The sequence below is a fragment of the Reyranella aquatilis genome (assembly GCF_020880995.1).
GTDB classification, from domain to species: Bacteria; Pseudomonadota; Alphaproteobacteria; order Reyranellales; family Reyranellaceae; genus Reyranella; species Reyranella aquatilis.
Genome location: NZ_JAJISD010000001.1, coordinates 818,656 through 844,064, shown reverse-complemented (window position 1 = coordinate 844,064; position 25,409 = coordinate 818,656). Strand labels below are relative to the sequence as shown.

Below are 25,409 nucleotides of genomic sequence, written 5' to 3'. Positions count from 1 at the left end.
ATGGCTCAGCGTCACCCTTCCAGCATCGAGATGCGCACACCGGCGATCGTGTCGGCGATGGTGCACGTCTTCGTGCTGGGGGCGGCGGTGCTGAACCTCGACTTCTTCGGCAAGCCGCCGCCGATGGAACCCGAGCCGGTGATGGTCGAGTTCGAGGCCATTGCCGCGAAGGCCGCGGCGCCGACGGTAGGCAATCCGCCGCCGCAGCCCAAGGACGTGCCGATCGACAAGGAGACGACGAAGGCGCCGCCTCCGAAGTCGGCTGAGCCGCCGCCGTCGCCGCCAACTCCCAAGCCGCCCGAGGTCGCCGAGCCGCCCAAGCCGCCGGCGCCGCCGAAGCCGGAGGAGAAACCGAAGACGGAGGCCGCGAAGCCGGTCGAGGATCTCGTGGCGCTGAAGCCCAAGGAGCCGGAACCACCGAAGGTGGAGAAGCCGCCGGAGCCGCCGAAGCCTGCGCCCGAGGTGAAGAAGCCTGAGCCGCCCAAGCCGCCGCCGCCGAAGCCGACGCCGCCCAAGCAGAGCGTCGATTCGATGATCGACGACATCCTCAAGAACAAGCAGTCGCCGTCGAAGGTGCAGACACCCGAGCAGCAGCCGAAGCCCGTGCAGCAGGTCACGCGCCAGGCCCCGGCCGCGCCCAACCTTGCCGCCGTGGTAACGGCCAGCGAGATCGAGGGTGTGCGCCAGAAGATCCGGCCTTGCTGGAATACGCAGGGCGGTGCCCGTGACCAAGCGATGATCATTACGCTCGTCGTGGAAATGAACCAGAACGGCACACCGGTGAAGGCTGAACTGCGCGATCCCGGCCGCTACAATAGCGATCCGGTCTATCGCGCCGCCGCCGACGCCGCCCACCGTGCAATCATGAATCCGCGTTGCCAGCCTTGGCCGCTTTCGCCAGAAAAGTTCACCAGCTGGAAGACCATCACCTTCAATTTCGACCCACGCGACTACTAGGCCCCTCCACCCTATAGAAACCTTGAGATGAAGAGGTCCGACATGATGCTTCCCCGACGGACGACCCTGCTGGGCGGCGTTGCGCTCGCCGCGGTTGGCACTGCGAGCACGGCTCGCGCACAGCTTACTATCGACATGACCCGACCGAGCTTCGAGCCGGTGCCGATCGCCGTCGTCGATTTCAAGGGCGACGCGGTCGGTGCGCAGATGGCGGGGGTCATCCGCAACAACCTGCAGAACTGCGGACTGTTTCGCGTCATCCCCTCGAGCGCCTACATCCAGAAGGATGTCGACGCGACCTCGCCGCCGCGTTTCCAGGACTGGCGAATCGTCGGTGCCGCCGGCCTTGTCGTCGGTCAGGTCACGTCGGTCGGCGGCAACATCAAGGTCGATTTCCGGCTCTGGGACGTCGTGACGAGCCAGCAGGCCACTGGCCTTTCCTTCACCAGCCAGCCCAGCAACTGGCGGCGCCTCGCGCACATCATCTCCGACGCGATCTACAAGCGCGTGACCGGCGAGGAGGGCTACTTCGACACCCGCGTCGCCTATGTCTCGGAGACCGGCCCGGCCAACGCCCGCGTCAAGCGCATCGCCATCATGGATCAGGACGGCGCCAACAATCGCTACATCACCGACGGCAGGACCATTGCGCTGACGCCGCGTTTCTCGCCGACGCTGCAGGAAATCGTCTACATGGCCTATGGCGAGAACAACGGCCCGCCGCGCGTTTATCTGCAGAACGTCGACAGCGGACGCCGCGAACTGCTGGGCAATTTCCCCGGCATGAGCTTCGCGCCGCGCTTCTCGCCGGACGGCAGCAAGGTCGTCATGAGCATTGCGGAGAACGGCCGCACCAACATCTACGAGATGGACGTGCGCGGCCGGCAGCTCCGCCGCCTGACCAACTCGCCGGCGATCGATACTTCGCCCTGCTTCTCCGCCGACGGTTCGCAGATCGTCTTCAACTCCGACCGCGGCGGCGCCCAGCAGCTCTACATCATGAGCGCCGGCGGCGGCGGTGAGCGGCGCATCAGCTTCGGCGAGGGCCGGTATGCCACGCCGGTCTGGTCACCGCGCGGCGACTTCATCGCCTTCACCAAGATCTCGGCCGGCAGCTTCGGCATCGGCGTGATGCGGTCGGACGGCAGCGGCGAGCGCATGCTGGCCAACGGCTTCCTCGTGGAAGGCCCGACCTGGGCGCCCAACGGACGAGTGCTGATGTTCTTCCGCCAGCAGCCCAGCTCGGGGGGGCGTGCGGGTTCGGCGTCGCTGCACCAGGTCGACATCACCGGTCGCTTCGAGCGGCAGGTGCCGACGCCGACCGACGCCTCGGATCCGGCCTGGTCGCCCTTGATTCCGCAGTAGCGAAATATATGATCTTTTCTGTCGACCCGTGCGTACCCTGCGCCCGGGTCGATTCTGTCAGGGAGTGGATCGAAAGATGAGCATGATCAAGGCCTTGTCGGCCCTCGCGGCGATGTTCCTCATCGCGGCCTGCAGCAACAACGACAACCAGACCGCCTCTGCCGCCAGCACGTCCGTAACGCCCGGCTCGGTGGGCGACTTCCGGCAGAATGTCGGCGACCGCGTGTTCTTCGACACCGACTCCTCGACCGTCCGTGAAGACGGCCGCCAGACTCTCAACCGTCAGGCCGAATGGCTGAAGAAGTACACGAACTACCAGATCACCATCGAGGGCCATTGCGACGAGCGCGGCACGCGCGAGTACAACCTGGCGCTCGGTGAGCGCCGCGCCAACGCTGCGCGCCAGTACCTGATCGCGCAGGGCATCCCGGCCGCGCGCCTCAAGACCGTCAGCTACGGCAAGGAACGACCGGATCCGGTCGGCTCCGATGAGGCTGCCTGGGCACGCAACCGCCGCGCCATCACCGCGCTGGAGTAGGGACCCGCCTCACCCCGAGGCGAGCAGGAGACGCCGGTCGCATGCGACCGGCGTTTTCGTTTGGAGCCTTTTCGTTTGGAAGCAGGGCGGTCATGCCTGAAAATGGCCGCGTTTGATGTGAAGATGGCGTCACTCATGAAGATCCTTTCGCCCCGGTTTGCCTTCCTGTTGGCACTTGCCCTGCCGACCGCCGCCGCGGCGCAACGCGGCGGCGACGCCGTCTACATCGAGGACCGGCTGAACCAGCTGCAGCAGACGCTGACGATGATGACCGGCCAGATCGAGCAGCTTCAGCATCGCAACGCGTCGCTGCAGCAGCAGATGGAGAAGATGCAGGCCGACTACGAGTACCGCATCGACCAGCTGGAGAAGGGTGGAGGCGGCAAGCCGGGCGGCGCGGGACCGCGTCCGGGCGGTCTCGCCGCCGCGCCTGCCGGTCCAGCCTCACCGACTCCGGCGCCCACACCGGGCGGGGCCGCGCCTGGCGGGGCGGCCGGCGAGCAACTCTACGACGAGGCTTTCAAGAAGCTTCAGGAGGGCGACTACGCCGCCGCCGAACGCGGCTTCAAGACCTTCGTGCAGCGCAATCCCCAGAACAAGCTCGCCGGCAACGCGCAGTACTGGCTGGGCGAGACCTATTACGCCCGGCGCGACTACAACAACGCGCTGACGGCGTTTGCCGAGGGCTACAAGGTCTACAAGACCAGCCCGAAGGGACCGGACAATCTCCTGAAGCTCGGGATCACGATGTCGAACCTGGGCCGCAAGTCCGACGCCTGCGCCGTCTTCGCCCGCTTCAACCAGGATTATCCGCGCGCGACGGACCTGCAGAAGCGCCGCATCGAACAGGAGCGGCAGAAGAACAGCTGCGGGTGAGCCACCATGCGATCACGGCGCCCGTCGACGGAGCGGCCTTCGCGCGCCTGATGGCCCCGTTCGGGCCGTTCGAGACCAATCCAGATCTTGCCGTCGCGGTTTCCGGCGGTCGCGATTCGCTCAGCCTGGCGGTGCTTGCGAAGGAGTGGGCCGCCGATCGCGGCGGTCGGGCCATCGCGCTGATCGTCGATCATGGGCTGCGGGTGGAGGCGGCCGAAGAAGCCCGGGCGACCGCCCGACTGCTCGCACGACAGGGACTCGACAGCGTCGTGCTGTGCTGGGACGGCCCCAAGCCGGTGACCGGCCTGCAAGAGGCCGCGCGCGAGGCCCGATACCGGCTGTTGCGGCAGGCTTGCCGTGAGCGGGGCATCCTTCACCTGCTGGTGGCGCATCACGCCGACGATCAGGATGAGACCATCGCGATGCGCGCGGCTCGGGCAAGCGGCCCGGATGGACTCGCCGGCATGGCGGCCCTCGTCGAATGGGCGGAGGTGCGACTGCTGCGCCCTTTGCTGGCGGTACGGCGGGCGAGGCTGACGGCGACGCTGGCGGCTCGCGGGATCGCGTGGATCGACGATCCCTCCAACGCCGACCCCCGCTTCGAGCGGGCCCGGTTACGGTTGGCCGGCGTGCCCGACAGTGCCAGAAGGGTTGCAGACCCTATGCGGACCGACCGCGAAGTGGCTGCTGCGAAGGCCGGAGTTGCGCTGATCGAGGCTCGCGACGACGGTGCCGTGACGCTCGATCCCGACGAGTTCGGACGGCTGTCCATCGGGCTGCGACAACGGCTTCTGAGCCATCTCGTCAGGTCCATCGGCGGCGGGCGCCATCCACCGCGGCGGGAGCGGCTGGACCGCGCGCTGGGCCGGTTGTCGGGCTCGCTGGAGCGCGGGAAGTCGGGCCGGGAACGGGATTTCACGCTGTCAGGATGTCAGTTCGCACTGCGTCAGGCGGCCGGCTCGCGGCGGCTTGTGTGGATTGTCCGCGCCGAAAGTGGCAGGAAAGGCGGGCAGCCCCTGATTCCCGCTGCATTTTTCGCTTGCGACCCGGCGGCCGCAACCCATCTTTGGACTTGGCCCTAGCTAACGGAAGCCCCTAAGTGAACCCGTTCAATCGTAACGCTGCCCTGTGGATCGTCATCGTCCTGCTGCTTGCGCTGCTCTACAGCGTGTTCCAGGGCGGCGCGACCCGGTCACCCGGAAACACGATCTCCTACTCCGATTTCGTCCGGGCGGTTGAACAGCGCCAGATCCAGGATGTCCGTATCCAGGGCAACACGATCAGCGGCACCTTCCGTGAGCCGCGTAACGGCATTCAGAAGTTCTCGACCTACGCGCCGAGCACCCCGCCCGACGACCAACTGATGCCGATGCTCATCAAGAACGTCGACCGGGTCGATGCCGGTCCGGCGGAGGAGGGCGTCAACCTCGGCAGCATCTTCGTCAGCTGGCTGCCGGTCCTCGTGCTGGTTGGCGTCTACATCTTCTTCCTCCGCCAGATGCAGAGCGGCACCGGCCGCGCGATGGGCTTTGGCAAGTCCAAGGCCCGTCTCCTCACGGAGAAGCATGGCCGCGTGACCTTCGACGACGTCGCCGGCATCGACGAGGCCAAGGGCGAACTCGAGGAGATCGTCGACTTCCTCAAGGACCCGCAGAAGTTCCAGCGGTTGGGCGGCAAGATCCCCAAGGGCTGCTTGCTGGTGGGTCCTCCGGGTACCGGTAAGACGCTGCTGGCGCGCGCCATTGCCGGCGAAGCGAACGTGCCATTCTTCACCATCTCGGGTTCGGACTTCGTCGAGATGTTCGTGGGCGTCGGCGCGAGCCGCGTGCGCGACATGTTCGAGCAGGCGAAGAAGAACGCGCCCTGCATCGTGTTCATCGACGAAATCGACGCGGTCGGCCGTCACCGCGGCGCCGGCCTGGGCGGTGGCAACGACGAGCGAGAGCAGACACTGAACCAGCTGCTGGTCGAGATGGATGGCTTCGAGGCCAACGAGGGCGTCATCCTGATCGCCGCGACCAACCGCCCCGACGTGCTCGACCCGGCGCTGCTGCGTCCCGGCCGCTTCGATCGTCAGGTCGTGGTGCCGAACCCCGATGTCGGCGGCCGCGAGAAGATCCTCAAGGTCCATATGCGCAAGGTGCCGCTGGCGCCGGACGTCGATCCGCGTGTGCTGGCTCGTGGAACGCCGGGCTTCTCGGGCGCCGACCTCGCCAACCTCGTGAACGAGGCGGCCCTGCGCGCCGCGCGCGTCGGCAAGCGTCTCGTGACCATGGGTGACTTCGAGTATGCCAAGGACAAGGTCCTGATGGGTACCGAGCGCCGGTCCATGGCGATGACCGACGAGGAGAAGACGCTCACCGCCTACCATGAGGCGGGCCATGCGCTGGTCGCCATGCATGTGCCGAAGAGCGATCCCCTCCACAAGGTGACGATCATCCCGCGCGGCCGCGCGCTGGGCGTGACCATGCAGCTGCCCGAGCGCGATCATCTCAGCCACACCAAGCAGTACCTCGAATCGCGTCTCGCCATCATGTTCGGCGGCCGGCTCGCCGAGGAGCTGGTGTTCGGGCCCGAGAACGTGACGACGGGCGCCGCCAGCGACATCCAGGTCGCGACCCAGACCGCGCGCGGCATGATCACCGCCTACGGTATGTCCGAGAAGCTCGGCCGCGTCCGCTATCAGGCCAACGAGCAGGAGGTTTTCCTCGGCCACGCCGTCACCCAGACCCAGAACGTTTCCGAGGCGACGTCGCAGCTGATCGATCAGGAGGTTCGCCGCTTGATCGAGGAGGCCGAGGGCCGTGCCCGCACGATCCTGACGGAGCATCTTGAGGACCTGCATACGATCTCCAAGGCGCTGCTCGAGTACGAGACGCTAAGCAACGACGAGATCGGCACGATCCTGCGCGGCGAGAAGGTCGTGCGCGACGATACCGGCGGCGCCGGTACCTCCGACCGCCGCCGCCGCGCCTCGGTGCCGACCAGCACCGGCCCGGCGCCGGGCGCCAACCCCGAGCCTCAGCCGGGCGTTTGACGCGACGCTTCGCGGGATTCGCCCTCGATCGCCCTCTTGTGATGGCGATCGTGAACGTGACGCCCGACTCCTTCTCTGACGGCGGTGAACGCTTCGACCCGGCGCGGGCCATCGACGATGGCTTGCGCTTCGTCGCGGAAGGCGCCGACATCCTGGATGTCGGCGGCGAATCGACGAGGCCGGGCTCGGTGGCTGTCTCTCCTGACGAAGAGCGCCGCCGCGTTCTTCCCGTGGTGGACGCACTCGCCCGTCAGGGCGCAATTGTTTCACTCGACACGCGTCGTGCCAGCGTTGCCGAGGCAGGGCTCGCCGCGGGTGCGCGGATCGTGAACGACGTCTCGGCTCTGCGGGACGACGCGGCGATGTTGCCGCTGATCGCACGGGCCGGAGCGGCCGTCGTGCTGATGCACCGGCGAGGGCGGCCGGAGGATCGATACGCGGGCTCGCCCTATGAAAACGTCGTCGAGGACGTCCGGCGCTTCCTGCTCGATCGGGCCGCCACCTGCGTGGGCGCTGGCGTCGATCGCCGGAGCATCGCCCTGGATCCCGGCCTGGGGTTCGGCAAGAAGGTCGACGAGGAACTGGCCTTGATCAAGGGCGCAGGACGGCTCGCAGATGCGGGCTACCCGGTGCTGATCGGCTCCTCGCGCAAGAGCTTCATCGGCCGTCTCACGGGAGTCGAGGCGGCGGCGGATCGCGATCCCGCTTCGGCCTTTCTGGCCGTCGAGGCCGTGCGCCACGGAGCTTCCATCGTGCGGGTGCACAATGTCCCGGCCACCCGCCAGGCTCTCGCCGTCTTCGAGGCGATGCGGTAAAACCGCCGTCATGGTTCGTTCACTTTTCGGCACGGACGGCGTTCGCGGTCGGGCCAACACCGCTCCGATGACCGCCGAGATGGCGATGCGCATCGGTATGGCTGCGGGCCAGGTGTTCCGCCGCGGTGCCCATCGCAATCGCGCCGTCATCGGCAAGGATACGCGTCTGTCCGGTTACATGCTGGAGCAGGCGCTGACGGCCGGATTCCTGTCGGTCGGCGTCGACGTCTTTCTCCTGGGGCCGATCCCGACGCCCGCCGTCGGCTTCCTCACGCGATCCATGCGCGCCGATGTGGGGGTCATGATTTCGGCATCGCACAATCCGTACGAGGACAATGGCATCAAGCTGTTCGGTCCGGATGGCTTCAAGCTGTCGGATGCCGTCGAGAGCCGGATACAGGCGCTCGTGATGTCGCCATCGAACATGACGCTTGCGGACGCCGCCGCCATCGGGCGGGCCAAACGCCTGGATGACGTTCAGGGGCGATACATTGAGGCCGTCAAGGCGTCGGCGCCGCGCGGACTGGATCTCAGCGACCTGAAGGTCGTCGTCGATTGCGCCAATGGTGCCGCCTACCGGGTTGCGCCGACCGTTCTATCGGAACTCGGTGCGGAGGTGGTTCGGGTCGGCGTGTCGCCCGATGGCTTCAACATCAACGGCAACTGCGGCTCGACTCACCCCGGCGTCCTGCAGGAGCAGGTGGTCGCCCATCACGCCCATATCGGCATCTGCCTCGACGGCGATGCCGATCGCGTCATCATGGTCGCCGAGAACGGCCAGGTGATCGACGGCGACCAGCTGATGGCGACCATTGCGGACCAGTGGATGCAGGCCGGCCGTCTGTCGGGTGGCGGTGTCGTTGCCACGGTCATGTCGAACCTCGGCCTCGAACGCTATCTCGACGCGCGCAAGCTGCGGCTCGTGCGCACCCAGGTCGGCGACCGCTACGTTCTCGAGCGCATGCGGGCCGACGGCTACAATCTGGGCGGTGAACAGTCCGGTCACATCATCATGACCGACCACGCCACCACCGGCGACGGGCTGATGGCGGCGCTTCAGGCGCTGGCCGCGCTGATCCAGACCGGCAAGCCGGCCTCCGAGCTGTTTCGGGCCTTCGAGCCGGTGCCGCAGCTTCTCAAGAATGTCCGGGTCGACGACGCGACGGCCGCCCTCGACTCGGCGCCGGTGGCCAGGGCGATCGCCTCGGGAGAGGCCAGGCTCGGGAAGAGCGGCCGGATCCTGGTGCGCAAGTCGGGCACGGAACCGCTGATCCGCGTGATGGCCGAAGGCGACGATTCGGATCTGGTTCGCAGCGTCGTCGACGAGATCATCGAGGCGCTGCCCCGGCAGGCCGCATGAACGGTCGGGTGCTGATCGTTGCCGGATCGGATTCCGGGGGCGGCGCGGGAATCCAGGCCGACATCAAGGCCGTCACCGCCATGAACGGTTTCGCCGCGACCGCGATAACGGCGCTGACGGCGCAGAACACCGAAGGCGTGCATGGGGTCGTCGGTATCGAGCCGGCCTTCATCGCGCAGCAGATCGAGGTGGTGCTCACCGACATCGGCGCCGATGCGCTCAAGACCGGCATGCTGCACAGCGCCGAGGTGATCGAGGTCGTGGCGGCGGCAATCGCCCGGCACGCCGCCGGTGCGCCACTGGTGGTCGATCCGGTGATGGTCGCCAAGGGCGGGCACAGGCTGCTGCTGACCGAGGCGGAAGCCGCCCTGCGTGACACGTTGCTGCCGATGGCGGCGCTGGTAACGCCCAACCTGCCCGAGGCAGAGGTGTTGGTGGGATTTCCCGTGCGTGTCGAAGCCGACATGAAGCGCGCGGCAGAACGGCTGGCGATTCTGGGGGCGGGGGCGGTGCTGATGAAGGGTGGCCATCTCGAAGGTGACCGCGTCGTCGACCTGCTGTTCCACGAGGGGCGCTTCGACCGTTTCGAGGATGCCCGCATCCCCAGCCGCAGCACGCATGGGACCGGCTGTACCCTGGCTTCGGCCATTGCCGCCGGGCTCGCCCAGAGGATGACGCTGCGTGATGCCGTGGCGCGGGCGCGCGACTACGTCCGCCGGGCCATCGAGACCGCGCCCGGTTACGGACGCGGGCACGGGCCGCTCAATCACGCGGTTACCGTCAGATGAGCCCGGCGCCCGCGGCGACCGGCAGCCGGCCGGTCCATTTGCCGGCCTCGCTCATGACGATGAAGTTCCAGAGCTCGCGGTTGAACGCATCGGGCTCCTCGATGTTCACCGCATGGCCGGTCTTGGCGAACATCGCCAGCCCGGCATTGGGCAGGACGCGCTTCAGGTAGAGGCTCGGCTGCAGGCAAGGATCGTCCTCGTCGCCGCAGATGATCAGCGTCGGGACGTCGAGGGTCTTCCATTCCTTCTCGAAGTCGTAAAGCGACGGCCGCTTGCCCTGGTAGTTCTCCATCGTGTTCGCTGCGCCGAGATTGGGATGCTCGGCAAGGTGCTTCGTGAATTCGGCGAAGCCGCGCGGGTCCTTCAGCTTGAAGCGCGAACGCGTGGGGTTGGTCGTCAGGCTCTCGGCATACCGTGCCATTCCGTCCTTGCGGATCAGCCCGGCCGTCGTCACCGCGTCCTTCTTGAACTGCTCGTGCCCATCGCGGCCGGCGCCGGAGCCGACACCCGCCAGGGTGAGCGACAAGGCGCGGTCCGCGTAGCAGCGGCCAAAATGTGCCGTCGCGAAAGCGCCCTGCGACAGGCCGACGATATGCGCCTTCGGAATCTGCAGGTGGTCGAGCACGTTCTTCGCATCTTCGACCGCATGCTGCTGGCCATACATGTCGGCCGCCAGCGGCACATCCGAGCCGGGATAACCTCGGAAGGAGTAGGTGATGCAGCGGTGCCTGCGCGAGAAAAAGCGCATCTGCGGCTCCCAGCTGCGCCAGTCACCACAGTATTCATGGACGAACAGGATCGGCGTCCCGCTGCCTGCTTCTTCGTAGTAGAGCTTCACGCCGTCGGGAGTGATTGCATGAGGCATGGTGCGAATCCTCGTCTGCTCGGTTGAAGGTGTTGGCCGATAGGCTAGCATCGCGCCCATGGCAAAGCACCGCATCTACACGATGAGCTTCGCGCGGGTTTACACGGCCTTGGTCGCGAAGGCTGAAGGAAGGGGCGGGGCAAGGCGGAGGTCGACCGCATCATCTCGTGGCTGACGGGCTACGGCGCCAAGGCACTGGAGGCCCAGCTGGCGAGGGATGCCGACGTCGAGACTTTCTTTTCCGAGGCGCCGAAGCCCAACCCGTCGCGCATTCTCATCAAGGGTGTCGTCTGCGGCGTGCGCGTCGAGGCCATCGAGGAGCCGATCATGCGTGAGATCCGCTATCTCGACAAACTGGTCGACGAACTCACCAAGGGCAAGCCGATGGAGAAAATCCTGCGGACGGCGTGACGCGGCCGCCGTCGACTTACACGCCGAACCGCTCCAGCCGCTCCAGCACGGTCGGGATCTTGTCGTCCGTGACGTTGGCGAAGGCGATGCGGATGAAGCGCTCCTGGCCCGCCCCGAACATGTCGCCGGGGATGGTGAGAAGATTCTCCTCGTCGGCCATGCGCTTCGATACCTCGGTTGATGGCGTGCCGGCGAAGGGATGCTCCACATAGGCGAAGTAGGCGCCGATGCTGACGAGGCGCCAGCGGTTGGAGCGTTCCAGCCCCTGGCCAAGCAGGTCCGCCCGCGCCTTCAGGCCGGCAGTGTTGTTCCGGGCCCACGGCAGGAGATGGCGCAGTCCATAAAGCGCGCCCTCCTGGGCGAGGCGGGGAGGACAGATCGAGACGCAGTCCATGGCCTTCTCGATCTCGGCCATCAATTCCGTTCCAGCGGTGACGGCGCCGACACGATAGCCCGTCAGCGCGAAGACCTTGGAGAAACTGTAGAGATGGACCAGCGTGCCGCGCCAATCCGGCCGGCTGAAGAGATCGTGCGGTCGCGTCCCCTCGGGAAGGAAATCCTTGTAGGTCTCGTCGAGCAGCAGGGCGATCCCGTGCTTCTTCGCCAGTTCGAAGAAGGCGTGGATCGTCTCCGGCGGATAGACCGCGCCCGTCGGATTGTTGGGCGAGATCAGGACGATGGCGCGGGTCCGAGGGCCGATCAGCTTCTCGGCATCTTCCGCGCTCGGCACGGCGCCTGACCCCGGACGGAAGTCGAGCGAAACCGGCTCGACGCCCTGCATGCGCATCCACATATCGTGGTTGAAGTAGTGTGGCCGCGGCAGGATCACCTGGTCGCCGGCCTTGGCGATGCTCATCAGGGCCAGGCAGAAGGCCTGGTTGCATCCCGATGTGATGCCGACCTCTGCCGGCGTGATCGGCGCGCCGTAGAATGCGGTGAGATGATCGGCGTAGGTCTCGCGCAGCACCGGCGTGCCGAGGATCGGCGTGTAGCCGTGCATGGTCGGATCGAGCAGCAGTTCGCCCAGGTGCCGGCGCAATTCGAGGGCCGGCGGGTAACCCGGCACCGCCTGGCTGAGATCGATCAGGGGACGTTCCGAGGGGAAGGTGCGGGCGAGGACCCAGCGCTTGGTCTCGCCGATGGGAGAGGGGGCGACGGCGGCGAGCCACGGATTGACGTTCGGAACGGTATGCATGAGGAGGCGTGCGCTTCTTTCGTTGAGCCTGGCGAACCTATTCTACAGTCGATTTTCGCAAGAGCGGCGAGGCCACTCCGGCGAAGAGCCGCGGAGCATCCAAGTCTCACCGCAGCCTGTCAAATCCGGCCTCCAACGCCCTTGCATGTCAAAATGAATTGCTTGCCCGGCGTCTTGTGCATAGCATCGCCCGCAAGGCCCCGCTGAGGGCCATCGCCTTGGCATCGATCCAGGCTGGTTCAATCGGCCGTTCGAAACGGCTCTGAGGAGGAAACATGATCTCGAGGAAAGTCGGTCGTCGTCGTTTCGTGGCTGGTACCGCTGTCGCATCGGCAGCCTTCGTGGCCGCCCCGTTCGTCCGTGGAGCCAATGCCGCCGGCAAGCTCTCCGTCGGTTTCTGGGATCACTGGGTGCCAGGCGCCAACAAGGCGACCGAGGCCCTCGTGAAGGAGTGGGGCGAGAAGAACAAGGTCGAAGTCTCGATGGACTTCATCACCTCGCAGGGCAACAAGCTGCTGCTCACAACCGCCGCGGAATCGCAGGCCAAGTCGGGCCACGACGTGCTCGCCTTCTCGACCTGGCTTCCCGCCCGCTACTCCGAGCAGCTCGTTCCGATGAACGATGTCATGGAGCCGCTCATCAAGGAGAATGGCGCGGTCAACGGCACCGTCGAGTATCTCGGCAAGCTGAATGGCAAGTGGCTTGCTGTCCCCGCCACTTCGGGTAGCCAGATCAAGGGCCCGTGCTCCCGGATTGACCTCCTGAAGAAGCATGCCGGAATCGACATCCAGGCGATGTACCCGGTCGGTGGTGCTCCGAAGGCGGACGCCTGGAACCTCGACAACTTCCTCAAGGCGGCCGAAGCCTGCCAGAAGGGCGGCAATCCCTTCGGTATCGGCCTTGGCACCACGTCGGATAGCGTCGATACAGCGGGCGCGCTGTTCCATGCCTTCGGCGCGCAGCTCGTCAACGCCAAGGGCGACATCGTCGTGAAGAACGACCAGGTCCGCCAGGTGCTGGACTACTACAAGAAGCTGATGCAATTCCTGCCGGCCGACGTGCCGTCGTGGGACGACGCTTCCAACAACAAGTTCCTGGTGTCGGGCCAGGGCTCGCTGATCATGAACCCGCCCAGCGCCTGGGCCGTCGCCAAGCGCGACGCGCCGCAGGTCGCCGAGCAGCTCTGGACGCACGGCTTCCCGGTCGGGCCGAAGGGCCGCTACGCGCCGTTCCTGCCGTATTTCTGGGGTATCTGGAACTTCAGCAAGAACCAGGCAGCGGCCAAGAGCCTGATCACCTTCCTCTCGCAGCCGAGCTCGGCGGAGAAGATGACGAATGCCTCGCAGGGTTACGACCTGCCGTCGTTCGAGAAGCTCACCACCTTCAAGGTTTGGGCGGAAGAGTCGCCCCCGAAGGGCACGCTCTATCACTACCCGAACCCGCACAACCACCAGACGCTCTCGATCGCCGCCGCGCCCGCGCCGCACAAGATCGCCGAGCAGATCTACACCCAGGCCATCCAGACCCAGATGGTCGTGCGCTACGCCAAGGGCGAGGCCATGGACAAGACGCTCGACTGGGCGGCCAAGGAGCTCGAGGGCTTCACCCGCAACTGAGCCGAGACGACCGCCGGACCCGTCAAAAGGGATCGGCGGTCGGCTTCGGGGTGGGCGTCCGGGCCGGTCCCATGGACCGGTCCCACGGACCCGGTGGCCCCGCCTTAAGGCGGGGCGCCCCTGGGTTCGACGTGACGGCCCGATCCCGGCGTTCTTCTTCTAGCGTTCTTCAACCTGGTGTTATCCGCTCGGCCCGACGGGCCTGGAGTACCCGATGGCAGATGTCGCCGCCCGCAACCCGGCCGCTCTTTCCGCACAGCCGCGCAGCGGCCTTCACAAGCTCATGCAGCGCAAGTCGACCATCGCCTTCCTGATGGCCCTGCCGCTGATCCTGCTGATCGCGATCCTGGTCGCCTATCCGGCGGGCTACGCGGTCTATCTCGCGACCCTCAACAAGGGGATGACCCGCTTCGTAGGCTTTGGAAACTTCGAGTTCCTGTTCGGCCGCGACACCTTCTGGCTGGTCGTCTACCAGTCCTGCCTGTTCGCCATCACCGCGGTGATCTTCAAGGCGATCATCGGCTTCGTGGTCGCCCACTTCGTCCACAACATTCCCTCGAAGGGCCAGCGCAAGTGGCGCGGCATGCTCCTCGTGCCGTGGGTCATCCCGCCGGCCATGAGCACGCTCGCCTGGCTGTGGCTGTTTGATCCGTCCTACAGCGCGTTGAACTGGCTCCTGGCGATCTTCGGCATCGAGGGCATTCCCTGGACCGGCGAGGCGGGATGGGCCCGCTTCTCCGTCATCCTGGTGAACGTGTGGATCGGCTCGCCGTTCTTCATGATCATGTATCTCGCGGCGCTGAAGTCGGTGCCCGACCAACTCTACGAGGCGGCCTCGATCGACGGCGCCACCTGGTGGCAGCGCATCTGGTACGTGACCCTGCCGATGATGCGCAACATCATCGCGATCACGGCCCTGTTCTCGCTGATCGTGACGTTCGCGAACTTCGACATCGTCCGCGTGCTGACGGCGGGCGGTCCGCTCAACAGCACCCACATTTTCGGCACCTGGGCGTTCCGCGTCGGCATCGAGGGCGGCGACATCCCGCTCGGTGCCGCCGTGTCGCTCTTCATGGTGCCCATCCTGGCCGTCGCCGCGACCTTCATCCTGCGCGACATCACCAAGCGGGGGAGTGAAGTCTGATGGCCGACGCATCGATCGCCAACGGGGCGCCGAGTCGCCCCAGGTACGGAAGCATGAGCCGGGACAGGGCCTGGGCGCTCCGCTGGTCCTATTTCTTCCTCGTGCTGTTCGCCATCTTCTTCCTGATGCCGCCGGTGTACATGCTGATCACCTCGCTGAAGACCAGCGCGGAGATCTCGGCCGCGACCAACCCGTGGTGGATCAGCAATCCGACCCTGCAGAACTACATCGACCTGCTCTCGCAGAACCAGTTCCTGGTCTTCTTCCGGAACTCGGCGATCGTGTCGATCTGCGTCGTGATCCTGACCATGATGATCAGCGTGATCGCGGCCTTTGCGCTCGCCCGCATGAAGTTCTGGGGATCGGCCACGCTGGCCACCGGGGTCTTCCTCACCTACCTGATCCCCGAAACGCTGCTGTTCATCCCGCTGTTCAAGATGTTCGCCTGGGTGAACGAGACGTTCGGCGTCCAGCTGATGAACCATTGGTGGACGATGATCATCCTCTACCCGACGCTGACGGTGCCGTTCGCCACCTGGATCATGATCGGCTACTTCGCGTCGATCCCGAAGGAGCTCGACGAGGCGGCGCTGATCGACGGCGCGACCTGGATGCAGACCCTGACCAAGATCTTCATTCCGGTGGCCCTGCCGGGGATCATCGCGGCCACGATCTTCACCTTCACGGTCGCGTGGGCACAGTTCCTCTACCCGCTGGCCTTCACCACCTCGACCAGCGAACTGGTGCTGCCGGTGGGCATCATCACCACTCTGATCAAGGGCGACGTCTTCAACTGGGGGCAGATCATGACCGGCGCGCTGCTGGGCGCCGCGCCGCCGCTCATCATCTACGCCTTCCTCATGGATTACTACATCGCGGGTCTCACCGCGGGCGCGACAAAGGGATAGTCGACACATGGCTCAGGTAACGTTGCGTAAGGTCGTCAAGAAGTACGACGAAGTCCTCGCTGTGCGCGGCATCGACCTCGACATCGCCGACAAGGAGTTCATCGTCCTGGTCGGACCGTCGGGATGCGGCAAGAGCACCACGCTGCGCATGATCGCCGGTCTCGAGGAGATCAGTGGTGGCGACATCGCGATCGGTGGCGACGTGGTCAACGACGTGCCGCCCAAGGACCGGGACATCGCCATGGTGTTCCAGAACTACGCGCTCTATCCGCACATGAACGTCTACGAAAACATGTCGTTCGGCCTGAAGCTCAAGAAGACGCCGAAGGACGTGATCGACCAGCGGGTGAAGCAGGCGGCGCAGATCCTGGACATCACCGAACTACTCGACCGCAAGCCCAAGCAGCTCTCGGGCGGCCAGCGCCAGCGCGTCGCCATGGGCCGCGCCATCGTCCGCGATCCCAAGGTGTTCCTGTTCGACGAGCCGCTGTCGAACCTCGACGCCAAGCTGCGCGTCCAGATGCGCACGGAGATCAAGAAGGTGCACCAGAAGGTGCGCACCACTACGGTCTATGTGACCCACGACCAGGTCGAGGCGATGACGCTCGCCGATCGCGTCGTCGTCATGAACGGCGGCCTGATCGAGCAGGTCGGCTCGCCGAACGATCTCTACCACTCGCCGGCGACGAAGTTCGTCGCAGGATTCATCGGCTCGCCGGCCATGAACTTCATCACGTGCCAGCTCGAACAGACGGCAGGTGCCCTGCGCGTGCGCCTGAACGACACGTTGTCCTTCCCGGTACCGGCTGACCGCACGGCCCGTTACACGGCCCATGTCGGCAAGCCCAGCCTGATGCTGGGCCTGCGCCCCGAGCACATCACCGAGACCAAGCCGCATACCGAATCGAACCAGCACGATTTCGATATGGTGATCGACGTCGTCGAGCCGATGGGCATGGAGACGCTGGTCTATTTCACGGTGAACGGCCGGGAGGTCTGCGGTCGCGTCAATCCCAACGCGGGAGCGGAAGCGGCGCGGTCCATGAAACTGAGGGCTGACCTCAGCAACATGCATCTGATCGACGACAGCACCGGCAAGGTGCTTTAATCGCCGCCTTTCGGCGTTGAGGAGAAATTCATGGGTGCGTTGACGGGCAAGGTCGCTTGGGTGACCGGTGCGGGCTCGGGTATTGGTCAGGCGGCGGCGGTGGCCCTGGCGAAGGACGGGGCGACGGTCATCCTCACCGGCCGTCGACGGCAGCCGCTCGAAGAGACGGCCGAGATGGTCCGTAAGGCGGGCGGCACGGCCGAGGTGAAGCCGGCGGACCTCATGAAGTCCTCCGCGGTCGAGAAGACCGTCGCGGCGATCGCCAAGAAGCACCGCCGCATCGACATTCTGGTCAACAATGCCGGCCTCAACATCCAGAAGCGGAGCTGGAAGCAGCTGACGCCCAAGGGTGTCGACGAGGTCGTGCACGGCAACCTGTCGAGCGCCTTCTACTGCACCTCGGCGGTGCTGCCGCTGATGCGCAAGAACAAGGGCGGCGTTCTGATCCACACCTCCTCGGTCGCCGGCAAGGTGCCGAGCCTGCTCTCGGGCCCGGCCTACTCGGCGGCCAAGCATGGCGTGGTGGCGATGAGCCACACGATCAACATGGAGGAATGCGTCAACGGCGTCCGCTCCTGCGTGGTTTGCCCGGGCGAGGTGGCGACGCCCATCCTGGACAAGCGGCCGATCCCGATCACGCCGGCCGAGCGCAAGCGCATGGCGCAGTCGGAAGATGTCGGCGACCTGATCCGCTACATCGCCTGCCTGCCGCCGCACATCGTCATCAACGAGGTGATGATCAACCCGACGTGGAACCGCGGCTACGTCGCGAGTCTGCAGCGCGGCAAGTCCTGACATGGGCAACGTGACGATCAAGGCGAAGGAACTGGAATCCTTCGTCGCGGACATCTTTGCCGCCGCCGGTTGCTCGAAGGATGAGGGCGGGCGCATCGGCCGCTATCTCGTGAGCGCCAACCTGTCGGGCCATGACAGCCACGGCGTCGTGCGCGTGCCGCGCTACGCCTCGCAGAAGAAGACCGGCACCGTGATCGCCGACGTGAAGGTCGATGTGCTGGTCGATACGCCGGTGATCGCCGTAGTCGATGGCAAATACGGCTTCGGGCAGACGGTGACGCCGCAGGCGGTACAGATCGGCATCGAAAAGTGCCTGAAGAACGGTCTGTCGGCGGTGACGCTGCGCAATGCCGGTCATGTCGGCCGGGTCGGCGACTGGGCGGAGATGGCGGCCGAGGCGGGTCTCGTCTCGGTACACTTCGTCAACGCTTCCGGCAGCGTCCTTGTGGCGCCGTTCGGCGGCGTCGAGCGGCGCTTCTCGACCGCGCCGTATTGCGTGGGCGTGCCGAGGCCGGGCGAGGATCCGCTGGTCCTCGATTTCGCGACGTCGATCGTGGCTGAGGGCAAGGTGCTGGTGACCAGCCAGGGCGGCAAGAAGCTGCCGGACGGCGCGCTGATCGGCCCGGACGGCAAGCCCAGCGCCGATCCGCACCTGCTCTACGGCGACTACACGCCGACGGGTCCGCGCGACCACAGCAAGGGTACCGGCGCCATCCGGGCCTTTGGCGACCATAAGGGCTCGGGCCTCGCCTTCATGTGCGAGATCCTGGGCGGATCGCTCTCGGGCACCGGCGCGACCGATCCCAAGCGCGGGCGCTTCGCCAACGGCATGCTGTCCTTCTACGTCGATCCCAAGGTGTTCGACGCCGAGGGCTTCTTCCCGACGGACATCGCCAAGTACGTCTCGTTCGTGAAGGGCTCCAAGCCTGCGACTCCGGGTGTCGAGATCCTAGTGCCGGGCGAGCAGGAATCGCGCACCCGCACGAAGCGTCTGGCCGAGGGCGTGCCCCTGCCGGACGATACCTGGGCCGCCATCGTGGAAACGGCGCGCTCGGTCGGACTCGACGAGAGGCGCATCCAGCAGGCCACGATGTAGCTCGTCAGCGACCGGCTGTTCGCTGCAGCCGGTAGATGGACCCGGCGACCGGATCGACAGAGACCGGCGTCGCGACATAGTCGGTGCGCAGCATGCGTTGCAGCGCACTGAGGCGGGCGGAATCGGCCACCATGCCGGTCTCGGTCAGCAGTTGAGCCTCGGGAATGTCCCAGAGGCGCACCACAACCACCTCGTAGCCGAGCTCCAGCGCGCGGTCGATCTGCTGGCGCAGTGCTGCAACATGCCGCTCGGTGCTCCAGTCTGGATGGCGCAGCACGTTGCCGGTGAAGCCGATCCACTTGAACTTCGGCTGTGCCTGCGGCGCCGGTCCGAGCTGCGATACGCCAGGCTCCGCCGTGCCCCAGTGCAGGGAGGCATAGACCATCGTCCAGTCGAAATCGTGCAGCAGGAACACGGTGCGGGTCGGGTCGCCCTGCTGCTCCAGCCGCTCGATGGCCTGCCGCCATTTGCTGTCGAGCCCGCGCAGGGGGGCGATGCTCCAGACGTTGTAGGCGAACAGCACGACGGTCAGGCCGACCATCGTGGCGAGGCCGCGTGCCGGCCATCGCCGCCCGACCGCCACCAGGGTCAGGGCCCAGGCGGGCGTGACCCATGCCATGACGTTGATCTGCATCTGTGGATCCTGTGGCTGGGAGTAGAGGTTGAACACCTCGCCCGCGACGAACGTGACGCCGAATACGGCCGCAAGCGCGCGCGCCCGGCTGCCGTCCCGTGTGCGCCACAGGATCGAGCCCGCGATCCAGGCCATGCCGATCAGCCAGAAGCTGGTGGCGAAGCGCCAGAGGTCCCAGCCGGGGAGAGCATCGAACGTCGTGATACCGGTGCCCAGCAGGTAGGCCACGATGCCGTCCCACAGATAGCCGACCTTGGGCCAGGTGAAGCCGGCCCACACCGAGCGCACCGCCTTGCCCGTCCAGATCAGATCGAATGGCCCAACGGCGCCTGCATGGCCCTGCCAGGCGAGCGCCACGAGCGTCGCGGTCGCGACCACGGTGGCGCAGAACAGCGTGATCCAGGCCAGGCGCAGCGCCCAGCGCCGCTCGCACAGCCACAGGGCGGCCAGCATTGCGGGCAGGGTGGGGAACATCAGCCGCCATTCGAACAGCCAGCCCAGGGAGAAGAGGACCGAGACGGCGATCACGCGCGGGGCGGTGGGGCGTGCGAGCCAGACCGCGCCCAGCGCCATCGCCGCGAACATCACCGTGTAGCTCGGCATGATGTCCTCGTTGACGATCGCGAGGAACATCACGTGGCTGGTCGCGAGATGGAACCCCCCCGTGAGCACGGCGATCGGGCGGTTGCCGGTGATCGCCCGGGCCAGCAGATAGGCGACGCCGACCGACAGGCTGGCGCTGAGCGCGTTCAGGATCGTGAGCTGCCGGCGGGGATCGCCGGCGAAGACGCCCAGCAGGTCGAGCAGGCGGCAGAGCGCGCCATAGACCGGATAGAAGAGATAGTTCGAGGCGTAGAGGGGCGCGTTTGCCGGATCGAGCACCCACGGCTTCAATTCGAGGCTCTTGAAGACGCCGTTGCCCGTCAGCCCGCCCTGCGCATTGTCGAACCACAGGATGATCCCGATGAGGACCGCGCTGCTGCCGATCACGAGCAGGGCGAGATCGACAAGGCGGCCTGTCGGCCGTTCTTCGGTCACTGGGAGGAAAGCGGATAGGGCCAAAAGTGACAGCCGATCGACACAGGCCGCAAAAGGCGGTCAGGCGGCCGGCTGGCGCTCCCTACGGGATTCGAACCCGTGTTTTAGCCTTGAGAGGGCCACGTCCTAGGCCTCTAGACGAAGGGAGCCAGGGCCAGAAGCGGGGTTGATAGTCGAATGGCCGCTCCAGCGCAACCCCGCTGATTTCGGCCGCAATCCCGCATCAGAATCGCGCCCGCGCAGCCAGCGGCGGTCGGGCTCATGCGGCTCGACTCTTCCGGTATCTGTGGCAGACTTTCTGCGGCTCTCGACAGCCGTCCTGCATATGGAATTGCGTATGAAGCGCGTCTGCGCCCTAGCCATCGCCCTGGTCGCCGTCTGCTCCTGGCAGACGCCCGCGAAGGCAGATTTGATTCCGGGGTCGCGCACCACGGTCGGGGGCTGGTCGCTCAGCGCCCATGATCGGGCGGGCAAGTTTTCCCATTGCGCGATCTCGGCGCCCTACAAGAGCGGCATCCGCATGCTGTTCTCGGTCTCCGGCGACCAGAGCTGGCGCGTGGGCTGGACCCACGAATCCTGGCGGTTCACCAAGGGGCAGACCGTCGATCTCACGCTGCTCGTCGACAATGCGGGCCCGTTCCCGTTGAAGGCCGTGGCCGCGACCGAGAACCTCGCGCTTGCCGAGTTGCCGGCGAAGGAGGAACTGTTCGATGTGATGCGCCGGGGCAACCGGATGACCGTGCGCGCCATGGGCAACACCTACGCCTTCAATCTGGACGGGACCTATGCGGCTCTCTCCGAGGTCCTGAACTGTACTGCGCGCTACGGCGGTGGCTCCGGCACGCCTCCGGGCACGTCGACGTCCGCCGTGACGTCGCCTCCCGCGCCCCCGGCCCCCGCCCCGACTCCGTCGGCCCCGCCGCTCATGCCGTCGCAGCCCCAGCCCCAAGCCTCGGCGCCGCAACCGCGGCCACCCAGCGCGCCGAACGTCGCCGATCGGTCGGGCAAGACCAGTGCGATCCGGCTGATCCTTGGCGACGGGACCGAACTGAAGCCGCACCAGGTGTTCGAGAAGTCGAGCGGCGCCGTCTACATCGTGAAGGCAGAGAGGTCGCAGGGGTCGGCGATCGCCGTGGGCGAGCGCGATCTGCTCACCAACTGCCACGTCGTCGAGAGCGCCACCACGGTAACGCTGGAGCGGGAGGGCGTGCGCTTCCCGGCCAACGTCGTTTCGGCGAACGCGAACGCCGACCGCTGCGTGCTGAGGATCGCCGCGACGGCGCCGCCGCTGCCCAATTGGGTGCGCGTGCGCCCCTATGCCGACGTCAAGGTCGGCGAGCGCGTGTTCACGATCGGCACACCGCGCGGGCTGGAGCTGACCCTCGCCGAGGGCATCATCTCCTCCAAGCGCGTGAAGGAGGGCGAACGCCTGCTGCAGACCTCTGCGCCGATCTCGCGAGGATCGTCGGGCGGCGGCCTGTTCGATGCCCAGGGCAACCTGATCGGCATCACGACCTTCATGATCCGCGACGCCCAGAACATCAACTTCGCCATCGCGGCCGAGGAATACGCCCGATAGGCTGGGTTAAAATCCTGCTGGAGGACAACGCCATGGACATGCCGCTCGCTTCCGAACTGCCGCTGACCGGCATCGACGTGAACTCGCTGCCGCCGGCCGACGGCGAGTGGGTGCTGCGCCGGCAGCTCGCGGCGGCCTACCGGCTGGTCGACCATTTTGGCTGGACCGAGCTGATCTACGGCCATCTCACGGCGCGCGTGCCGGGCGAGGCGCCGCACTTCCTGATCAATCCCTACGGGCTCAACTACGATGAGGTCACCGCTTCGAACCTGGTGAAGATCGATCTCGACGGCAACATCGTCGAGCCGAGCCCGCATCCCGTGAACTACGCCGGCTTCGTCATCCACTCGGCCGTCCACATGGCCCATGCCGACCGCCACAAGGTCGTGATGCATACTCATACGCGGGCCGGCATGGCGGTGTGCGCGCTGAAGGACGGGCTGCTGCCGGTGTCGATGGTCTCGACGGCGTTCCACGGCAAGCTCTCCTATCACGACTATGAAGGCCCGAGCCTCGATCTCGACGAGCGCGAAAGGCTGCTGAAGAACCTCGGCGACAACCAGGCGATGATGCTGCGCAACCACGGCCTGCTGACGACCGGGCGTTCGGTGCCGGAAGCCTTCCTGCGCCTCTACCGCCTGGAACGCGCCTGCCAGATCCAGCTCGATGCCGCCGCCGCGGGCACGCTCAACGTCATGGGTGACAATCTGGCCGCCAAGTCGGGCGCCGACATGGACCGCTTCTCCGAGATGGAATCCGCGGTGGGCATCGGCGATCTCGAGTTCGCGGCGCTGGTGCGCAAGCTCGACAAGACCGACACGAGCTGGCGGCACTGACCTCTACTTGAGTCTGTAGAGCGCCTTCAGCGAGCCGCTGGGCGCCTTGATCTCGGCGATGCGCCAGCCTGCGGGTGTGCGCACCAGTTCGAGGACGACTCGCTTCGGTGCTCCGGCGTTCTGAAACGAGACCCGCGCCGTCGCCGTGTCTGCGTTTGTCGTGACATCGATCGCCAGTTTCGCGATCTCCCAATCCTGCGCGTCGACGAAGGGATCGCCATTCAGAGTGGGCGGCTCGCTCCGGCGCTTGGCCTCGCGAAAGTCGCGCTCCATGGCCTGCGCCAGCGCCGGCGCAAAGAAGCGCGCCGTCTGTTCGTAGGGCTGCCCCGCGAAGCCCTGCTGCAGATAGGGCCGGTAGATGCCCTCGACGAAGGCCTGCGCCGTCGGAGCCTGCGCCGCGGCCTGCGTGGCGGTGAAGGCCACGAGGAGGGCGGCTCCCACGAAGAAGCGACGGCCCGATTGTTTCAAATCCAAGATCTGCTCCTGCCGCGTCAGGCCCGGAAAGCCGTACGGTCGGTGCCCGAATAGAGCGCCTTGGCCGAGCGTTCGACTGCCTCGCGATGCGCAATGAGAGCTTCGGCATCGAGATCGGCCTTGGGCGCCGGCTCGGGATCGAAATTCCCGAACGGATCGCGGCCGCGGACGAGGGTCGCGGAATCGCGCACCTTGAGTTGGCGCACATGCGGCGGGATGTAGCGCAGCGCGAGCCCAATGCGCCGGTCGTCGGTCGTGTTGGGTCCGGAGGCGTGGGCCAGCAGTACGTGGTGCAGGGACATTTCGCCCGCGCGCAGCGGGACGTCGACGCCGGCGCCCTCCGGCACGTCGACCGCGATCTCCTGGCCGCGGCTCAGCAGGTTGTTCTCGTCGAACGTATCGCGGTGCTCGAGCTGGTTCCTGAGATGGCTGCCGGGCCAGAACCTCATGGCGCCGCTTTCGACCGGTGCATCGGCGAAGGCGACCCAGGCGGTGACGACCTCGTCGGTGCTTAGTCCCCAGTAGGTGGCGTCCTGGTGCCACGACACGAAGGAGGGCGAGCGCGCCTCCTTGATGAAGAAGGTACTGCTCCAGCACAGGATGTCCGGGCCGATCAGGTCCTCCACCGCGTCGAGAATGGCGGGATGACAGGCGAGATTGTTTGCCCAGGTGAAGAGAAGATGCACCTTGTGGCGCATGTTGCCGGCGATCGGGCCGCCCGTGGTCCGCTCATGCTGCTCGAGCCGGTCGCGACAAGAGCGGGCTTCCTCGGCCGACAGTACGCGGACGGGGAAGTGGAAGCCGTCGCGGCGATAGCGGTCGACCTCGCCTTCCGTGAGACGCTTTTTCATGGCGTTTCCCTTCCTGGATGCACAACTGTGGCGGCCGTGCAGGACGGGCGCAAGACGGTGGGCCTCAGCCCGGCTTGCGCCCCGTAATCCGCGACAGCACGCCCGGCACGAAGGGATGGACGGTCACATCCACGAAGCCAGCGTCCTCCAAGTAGCCCTTCACCTCCGACTCGGTGTGGGCGCGCCCCGTGCTGTTCTGGATCGCTTCGTTCAGTCCCCACAGGGCGGCCGAGAGCGGGCCCGTCCGGTCGTCGTGCAGCGTCTCGCCGATCAGGTGCATCTCGCCCCCCGGCACGAGGGCGGCGAACGCCTTCGCCACGACCAGGCCGATCAGCGCCGGCTCGTATTGCGGCAGGTTGCTCGCCATCACGACCACGTCGACGCCCTGCGGAAACGCCGTCTCGGTGAAGTCGCCGGGAAGCGTGCTGACGCGCTCCGCTGCGCCATTGGCTGAGATGTACTCGTCGGCCACGACCGTGACAGGTGGCAGATCGAGAACGATGGCCTTGAGCCCCGGAAAGGTCCTGGTCGCGACGATGCTGTAGGCCCCCGAACCGCCGCCGAGATCAAGCATCAGTTTTCGGCCCGAAAGGTCGACGCTGCGGCTGAACAGGCGGGCGGCGCCCATGCCGATCGAGTAGGTGGCGGCGTGATAGCGTCGCGCATCCTCGACCGTGAAGTTCACGTAGGCGCCGAGCCTGTTCTCCTGCGGGTCGCGCAGTCGTTCCGAGAGTTCACCGAAGGCTTTCCAGCGCGGCTTGGTGAACAGGATCCAAGGACCGGCGTAGCGTTCGCCGTCCTTCACGAGGAAGCGCTGGACGTCTGCAGCATTTGCGAAGTGCTCGCCCTCTCGCGTCAGCAATGTCATGGCGGCCAGCACCGTCAGCAGTCTCTCGGCGTTACGCTCCGATATGCCGGTGGCCTGCGCCACGGCGGGGATCGTGTCGTGGCGATGCGCGATGGCGGTGAAGACCTCGAGCTCGACCGCAGCCATCAGGGCGGCACTCTCCCAATAGGCCTGGGCGATCTTCTGCAGCCGCGTCGTATCGAGGCGCTGGGGTTCCGGCATTCTGCGTCTCCTCTCCGTATTCCTGACAATAGCGCACGGCCGCGCCGCCCGCTG

Annotated in this window: 23 protein-coding genes, 1 tRNA gene and 1 pseudogene; 18 read left to right on the top strand and 7 right to left on the bottom strand. The window is 66.3% G+C overall.

What is annotated here, in order from left to right; translation table 11 throughout:
• From LJ725_RS04125 to thiD, 9 genes are all read left to right on the top strand, one after another.
• Window positions 1-957 (top strand): hypothetical protein, encoded by a 957-nt coding sequence (locus LJ725_RS04125; protein ID WP_230549339.1) that lies wholly within the window; start codon window positions 1-3, stop codon window positions 955-957.
• 42 nt (window positions 958-999) lie between these two features.
• A complete protein-coding gene (gene tolB, locus LJ725_RS04120) occupies window positions 1,000-2,322 on the top strand; it encodes a Tol-Pal system beta propeller repeat protein TolB (RefSeq protein ID WP_230549338.1) in 1,323 nt (440 codons plus the stop codon).
• Between the two features lie 76 nt (window positions 2,323-2,398).
• Window positions 2,399-2,860, top strand: a complete 462-nt coding sequence (gene pal, locus LJ725_RS04115; protein ID WP_408015716.1) for a peptidoglycan-associated lipoprotein Pal — start codon at window positions 2,399-2,401, stop codon at window positions 2,858-2,860.
• 135 nt (window positions 2,861-2,995) lie between these two features.
• Window positions 2,996-3,736: a tol-pal system protein YbgF gene (gene ybgF / locus LJ725_RS04110; RefSeq protein ID WP_230549337.1), complete on the top strand. Its 741-nt coding sequence runs from the start codon at window positions 2,996-2,998 to the stop codon at window positions 3,734-3,736.
• Window positions 3,733-4,818 carry a tRNA lysidine(34) synthetase TilS gene (gene tilS, locus LJ725_RS04105; RefSeq protein WP_230549336.1) on the top strand — a complete coding sequence of 362 codons (1,086 nt, stop codon included), beginning with the start codon at window positions 3,733-3,735 and terminating at the stop codon, window positions 4,816-4,818. The genes ybgF and tilS overlap by 4 nt, the downstream gene beginning before the upstream one ends.
• Before the next feature lie 17 nt (window positions 4,819-4,835).
• Window positions 4,836-6,773, top strand: coding sequence for an ATP-dependent zinc metalloprotease FtsH (gene ftsH, locus LJ725_RS04100; RefSeq protein ID WP_230549335.1), 1,938 nt, complete (start codon window positions 4,836-4,838; stop codon window positions 6,771-6,773).
• Between the two features lie 41 nt (window positions 6,774-6,814).
• A complete protein-coding gene (gene folP / locus LJ725_RS04095; RefSeq protein ID WP_230549334.1) occupies window positions 6,815-7,588 on the top strand; it encodes a dihydropteroate synthase in 774 nt (257 codons plus the stop codon).
• Between the two features lie 10 nt (window positions 7,589-7,598).
• Window positions 7,599-8,948, top strand: a complete 1,350-nt coding sequence (glmM, locus tag LJ725_RS04090; RefSeq protein WP_230549333.1) for a phosphoglucosamine mutase — start codon at window positions 7,599-7,601, stop codon at window positions 8,946-8,948.
• Complete coding sequence (thiD, locus tag LJ725_RS04085) at window positions 8,945-9,736, top strand: bifunctional hydroxymethylpyrimidine kinase/phosphomethylpyrimidine kinase (RefSeq protein ID WP_230549332.1); 792 nt, start codon at window positions 8,945-8,947, stop codon at window positions 9,734-9,736. The genes glmM and thiD overlap by 4 nt, the downstream gene beginning before the upstream one ends.
• Here the strand turns inward: thiD and LJ725_RS04080 are convergent.
• Complete coding sequence (locus LJ725_RS04080) at window positions 9,729-10,601, bottom strand: alpha/beta fold hydrolase (protein ID WP_230549331.1); 873 nt, start codon at window positions 10,599-10,601, stop codon at window positions 9,729-9,731. The genes thiD and LJ725_RS04080 overlap by 8 nt on opposite strands.
• Before the next feature lie 58 nt (window positions 10,602-10,659).
• Here LJ725_RS04080 and LJ725_RS04075 point away from each other — a divergent pair.
• Window positions 10,660-11,012 (top strand): annotated as a pseudogene (locus tag LJ725_RS04075) (DUF2200 domain-containing protein).
• Window positions 11,013-11,028: 16 nt separating this feature from the next.
• Here LJ725_RS04075 and LJ725_RS04070 read toward each other — a convergent pair.
• Window positions 11,029-12,207 carry an aminotransferase gene (locus LJ725_RS04070; protein ID WP_230549330.1) on the bottom strand — a complete coding sequence of 393 codons (1,179 nt, stop codon included), beginning with the start codon at window positions 12,205-12,207 and terminating at the stop codon, window positions 11,029-11,031.
• Between the two features lie 275 nt (window positions 12,208-12,482).
• On the opposite strand from LJ725_RS04070, the gene LJ725_RS04065 reads away from it, so the two are divergent.
• The 6 genes from LJ725_RS04065 to LJ725_RS04040 all read left to right on the top strand — a co-directional run bounded on the left by LJ725_RS04065 (window position 12,483) and on the right by LJ725_RS04040 (window position 18,874).
• Window positions 12,483-13,823 carry an ABC transporter substrate-binding protein gene (locus LJ725_RS04065; RefSeq protein ID WP_230549329.1) on the top strand — a complete coding sequence of 447 codons (1,341 nt, stop codon included), beginning with the start codon at window positions 12,483-12,485 and terminating at the stop codon, window positions 13,821-13,823.
• A gap of 214 nt (window positions 13,824-14,037) precedes the next feature.
• Window positions 14,038-14,967, top strand: coding sequence for a carbohydrate ABC transporter permease (locus LJ725_RS04060; protein ID WP_329958337.1), 930 nt, complete (start codon window positions 14,038-14,040; stop codon window positions 14,965-14,967).
• Entirely contained in the window at window positions 14,967-15,875 is a 909-nt protein-coding gene (locus LJ725_RS04055; RefSeq protein WP_230549328.1) for a carbohydrate ABC transporter permease, read from the top strand. The genes LJ725_RS04060 and LJ725_RS04055 overlap by 1 nt, the downstream gene beginning before the upstream one ends.
• A gap of 7 nt (window positions 15,876-15,882) precedes the next feature.
• Complete coding sequence (locus tag LJ725_RS04050; protein ID WP_230549327.1) at window positions 15,883-16,983, top strand: ABC transporter ATP-binding protein; 1,101 nt, start codon at window positions 15,883-15,885, stop codon at window positions 16,981-16,983.
• A 30-nt stretch (window positions 16,984-17,013) separates the two neighbouring features.
• Complete coding sequence (locus LJ725_RS04045) at window positions 17,014-17,778, top strand: SDR family oxidoreductase (RefSeq protein WP_230549326.1); 765 nt, start codon at window positions 17,014-17,016, stop codon at window positions 17,776-17,778.
• A gap of 1 nt (window position 17,779) precedes the next feature.
• Window positions 17,780-18,874 (top strand): malate/lactate/ureidoglycolate dehydrogenase, encoded by a 1,095-nt coding sequence (locus LJ725_RS04040; RefSeq protein WP_230549325.1) that lies wholly within the window; start codon window positions 17,780-17,782, stop codon window positions 18,872-18,874.
• 4 nt (window positions 18,875-18,878) lie between these two features.
• Here LJ725_RS04040 and LJ725_RS04035 read toward each other — a convergent pair whose 3' ends face one another.
• Both LJ725_RS04035 and LJ725_RS04030 read right to left on the bottom strand, forming a co-directional pair.
• Window positions 18,879-20,546, bottom strand: coding sequence for a hypothetical protein (locus tag LJ725_RS04035; protein ID WP_230549324.1), 1,668 nt, complete (start codon window positions 20,544-20,546; stop codon window positions 18,879-18,881).
• Between the two features lie 73 nt (window positions 20,547-20,619).
• Window positions 20,620-20,695: transfer RNA gene (locus LJ725_RS04030), tRNA-Glu, on the bottom strand.
• Window positions 20,696-20,883: 188 nt separating this feature from the next.
• On the opposite strand from LJ725_RS04030, the gene LJ725_RS28875 reads away from it, so the two are divergent.
• On the top strand, window positions 20,884-22,125 hold the full coding sequence (locus LJ725_RS28875; RefSeq protein WP_268990383.1) for a S1C family serine protease: 1,242 nt from the start codon (window positions 20,884-20,886) through the stop codon (window positions 22,123-22,125).
• Window positions 22,126-22,157: 32 nt separating this feature from the next.
• Window positions 22,158-22,961, top strand: a complete 804-nt coding sequence (locus LJ725_RS04015) for a class II aldolase/adducin family protein (RefSeq protein WP_230549321.1) — start codon at window positions 22,158-22,160, stop codon at window positions 22,959-22,961.
• A 3-nt stretch (window positions 22,962-22,964) separates the two neighbouring features.
• Here LJ725_RS04015 and LJ725_RS04010 read toward each other — a convergent pair whose 3' ends face one another.
• From LJ725_RS04010 to LJ725_RS04000, 3 genes are all read right to left on the bottom strand, one after another.
• Window positions 22,965-23,435, bottom strand: a complete 471-nt coding sequence (locus LJ725_RS04010) for a DUF3828 domain-containing protein (protein WP_230549320.1) — start codon at window positions 23,433-23,435, stop codon at window positions 22,965-22,967.
• A 17-nt stretch (window positions 23,436-23,452) separates the two neighbouring features.
• Window positions 23,453-24,286 carry a phytanoyl-CoA dioxygenase family protein gene (locus LJ725_RS04005; protein ID WP_230549319.1) on the bottom strand — a complete coding sequence of 278 codons (834 nt, stop codon included), beginning with the start codon at window positions 24,284-24,286 and terminating at the stop codon, window positions 23,453-23,455.
• 64 nt (window positions 24,287-24,350) lie between these two features.
• Window positions 24,351-25,355 carry an acetylserotonin O-methyltransferase gene (locus tag LJ725_RS04000; protein ID WP_230549318.1) on the bottom strand — a complete coding sequence of 335 codons (1,005 nt, stop codon included), beginning with the start codon at window positions 25,353-25,355 and terminating at the stop codon, window positions 24,351-24,353.
• Window positions 25,356-25,409 lie beyond the last annotated feature (54 nt).

Excerpts from the sequence above, each read along its gene's own strand:
- LJ725_RS04050 (WP_230549327.1), top strand. The coding sequence starts at position 15,883 with ATGGCTCAGGTAACGTTGCGTAAGGTCGTCAAGAAGTACGACGAAGTC.
- pal (WP_408015716.1), top strand. The coding sequence starts at position 2,399 with ATGAGCATGATCAAGGCCTTGTCGGCCCTCGCGGCGATGTTCCTCATC.
- tolB (WP_230549338.1), top strand. The coding sequence starts at position 1,000 with ATGATGCTTCCCCGACGGACGACCCTGCTGGGCGGCGTTGCGCTCGCC.
- thiD (WP_230549332.1), top strand. The coding sequence starts at position 8,945 with ATGAACGGTCGGGTGCTGATCGTTGCCGGATCGGATTCCGGGGGCGGC.
- LJ725_RS04040 (WP_230549325.1), top strand. The coding sequence starts at position 17,780 with ATGGGCAACGTGACGATCAAGGCGAAGGAACTGGAATCCTTCGTCGCG.
- glmM (WP_230549333.1), top strand. The coding sequence starts at position 7,599 with ATGGTTCGTTCACTTTTCGGCACGGACGGCGTTCGCGGTCGGGCCAAC.
- LJ725_RS04000 (WP_230549318.1), bottom strand. The coding sequence starts at position 25,355 with ATGCCGGAACCCCAGCGCCTCGATACGACGCGGCTGCAGAAGATCGCC.
- ybgF (WP_230549337.1), top strand. The coding sequence starts at position 2,996 with ATGAAGATCCTTTCGCCCCGGTTTGCCTTCCTGTTGGCACTTGCCCTG.
- LJ725_RS04060 (WP_329958337.1), top strand. The coding sequence starts at position 14,038 with ATGGCAGATGTCGCCGCCCGCAACCCGGCCGCTCTTTCCGCACAGCCG.
- folP (WP_230549334.1), top strand. The coding sequence starts at position 6,815 with ATGGCGATCGTGAACGTGACGCCCGACTCCTTCTCTGACGGCGGTGAA.
- LJ725_RS04080 (WP_230549331.1), bottom strand. The coding sequence starts at position 10,601 with ATGCCTCATGCAATCACTCCCGACGGCGTGAAGCTCTACTACGAAGAA.
- LJ725_RS04005 (WP_230549319.1), bottom strand. The coding sequence starts at position 24,286 with ATGAAAAAGCGTCTCACGGAAGGCGAGGTCGACCGCTATCGCCGCGAC.
- LJ725_RS04055 (WP_230549328.1), top strand. The coding sequence starts at position 14,967 with ATGGCCGACGCATCGATCGCCAACGGGGCGCCGAGTCGCCCCAGGTAC.
- LJ725_RS28875 (WP_268990383.1), top strand. The coding sequence starts at position 20,884 with ATGAAGCGCGTCTGCGCCCTAGCCATCGCCCTGGTCGCCGTCTGCTCC.
- LJ725_RS04045 (WP_230549326.1), top strand. The coding sequence starts at position 17,014 with ATGGGTGCGTTGACGGGCAAGGTCGCTTGGGTGACCGGTGCGGGCTCG.
- LJ725_RS04015 (WP_230549321.1), top strand. The coding sequence starts at position 22,158 with ATGGACATGCCGCTCGCTTCCGAACTGCCGCTGACCGGCATCGACGTG.
- LJ725_RS04070 (WP_230549330.1), bottom strand. The coding sequence starts at position 12,207 with ATGCATACCGTTCCGAACGTCAATCCGTGGCTCGCCGCCGTCGCCCCC.
- LJ725_RS04125 (WP_230549339.1), top strand. The coding sequence starts at position 1 with ATGGCTCAGCGTCACCCTTCCAGCATCGAGATGCGCACACCGGCGATC.
- LJ725_RS04065 (WP_230549329.1), top strand. The coding sequence starts at position 12,483 with ATGATCTCGAGGAAAGTCGGTCGTCGTCGTTTCGTGGCTGGTACCGCT.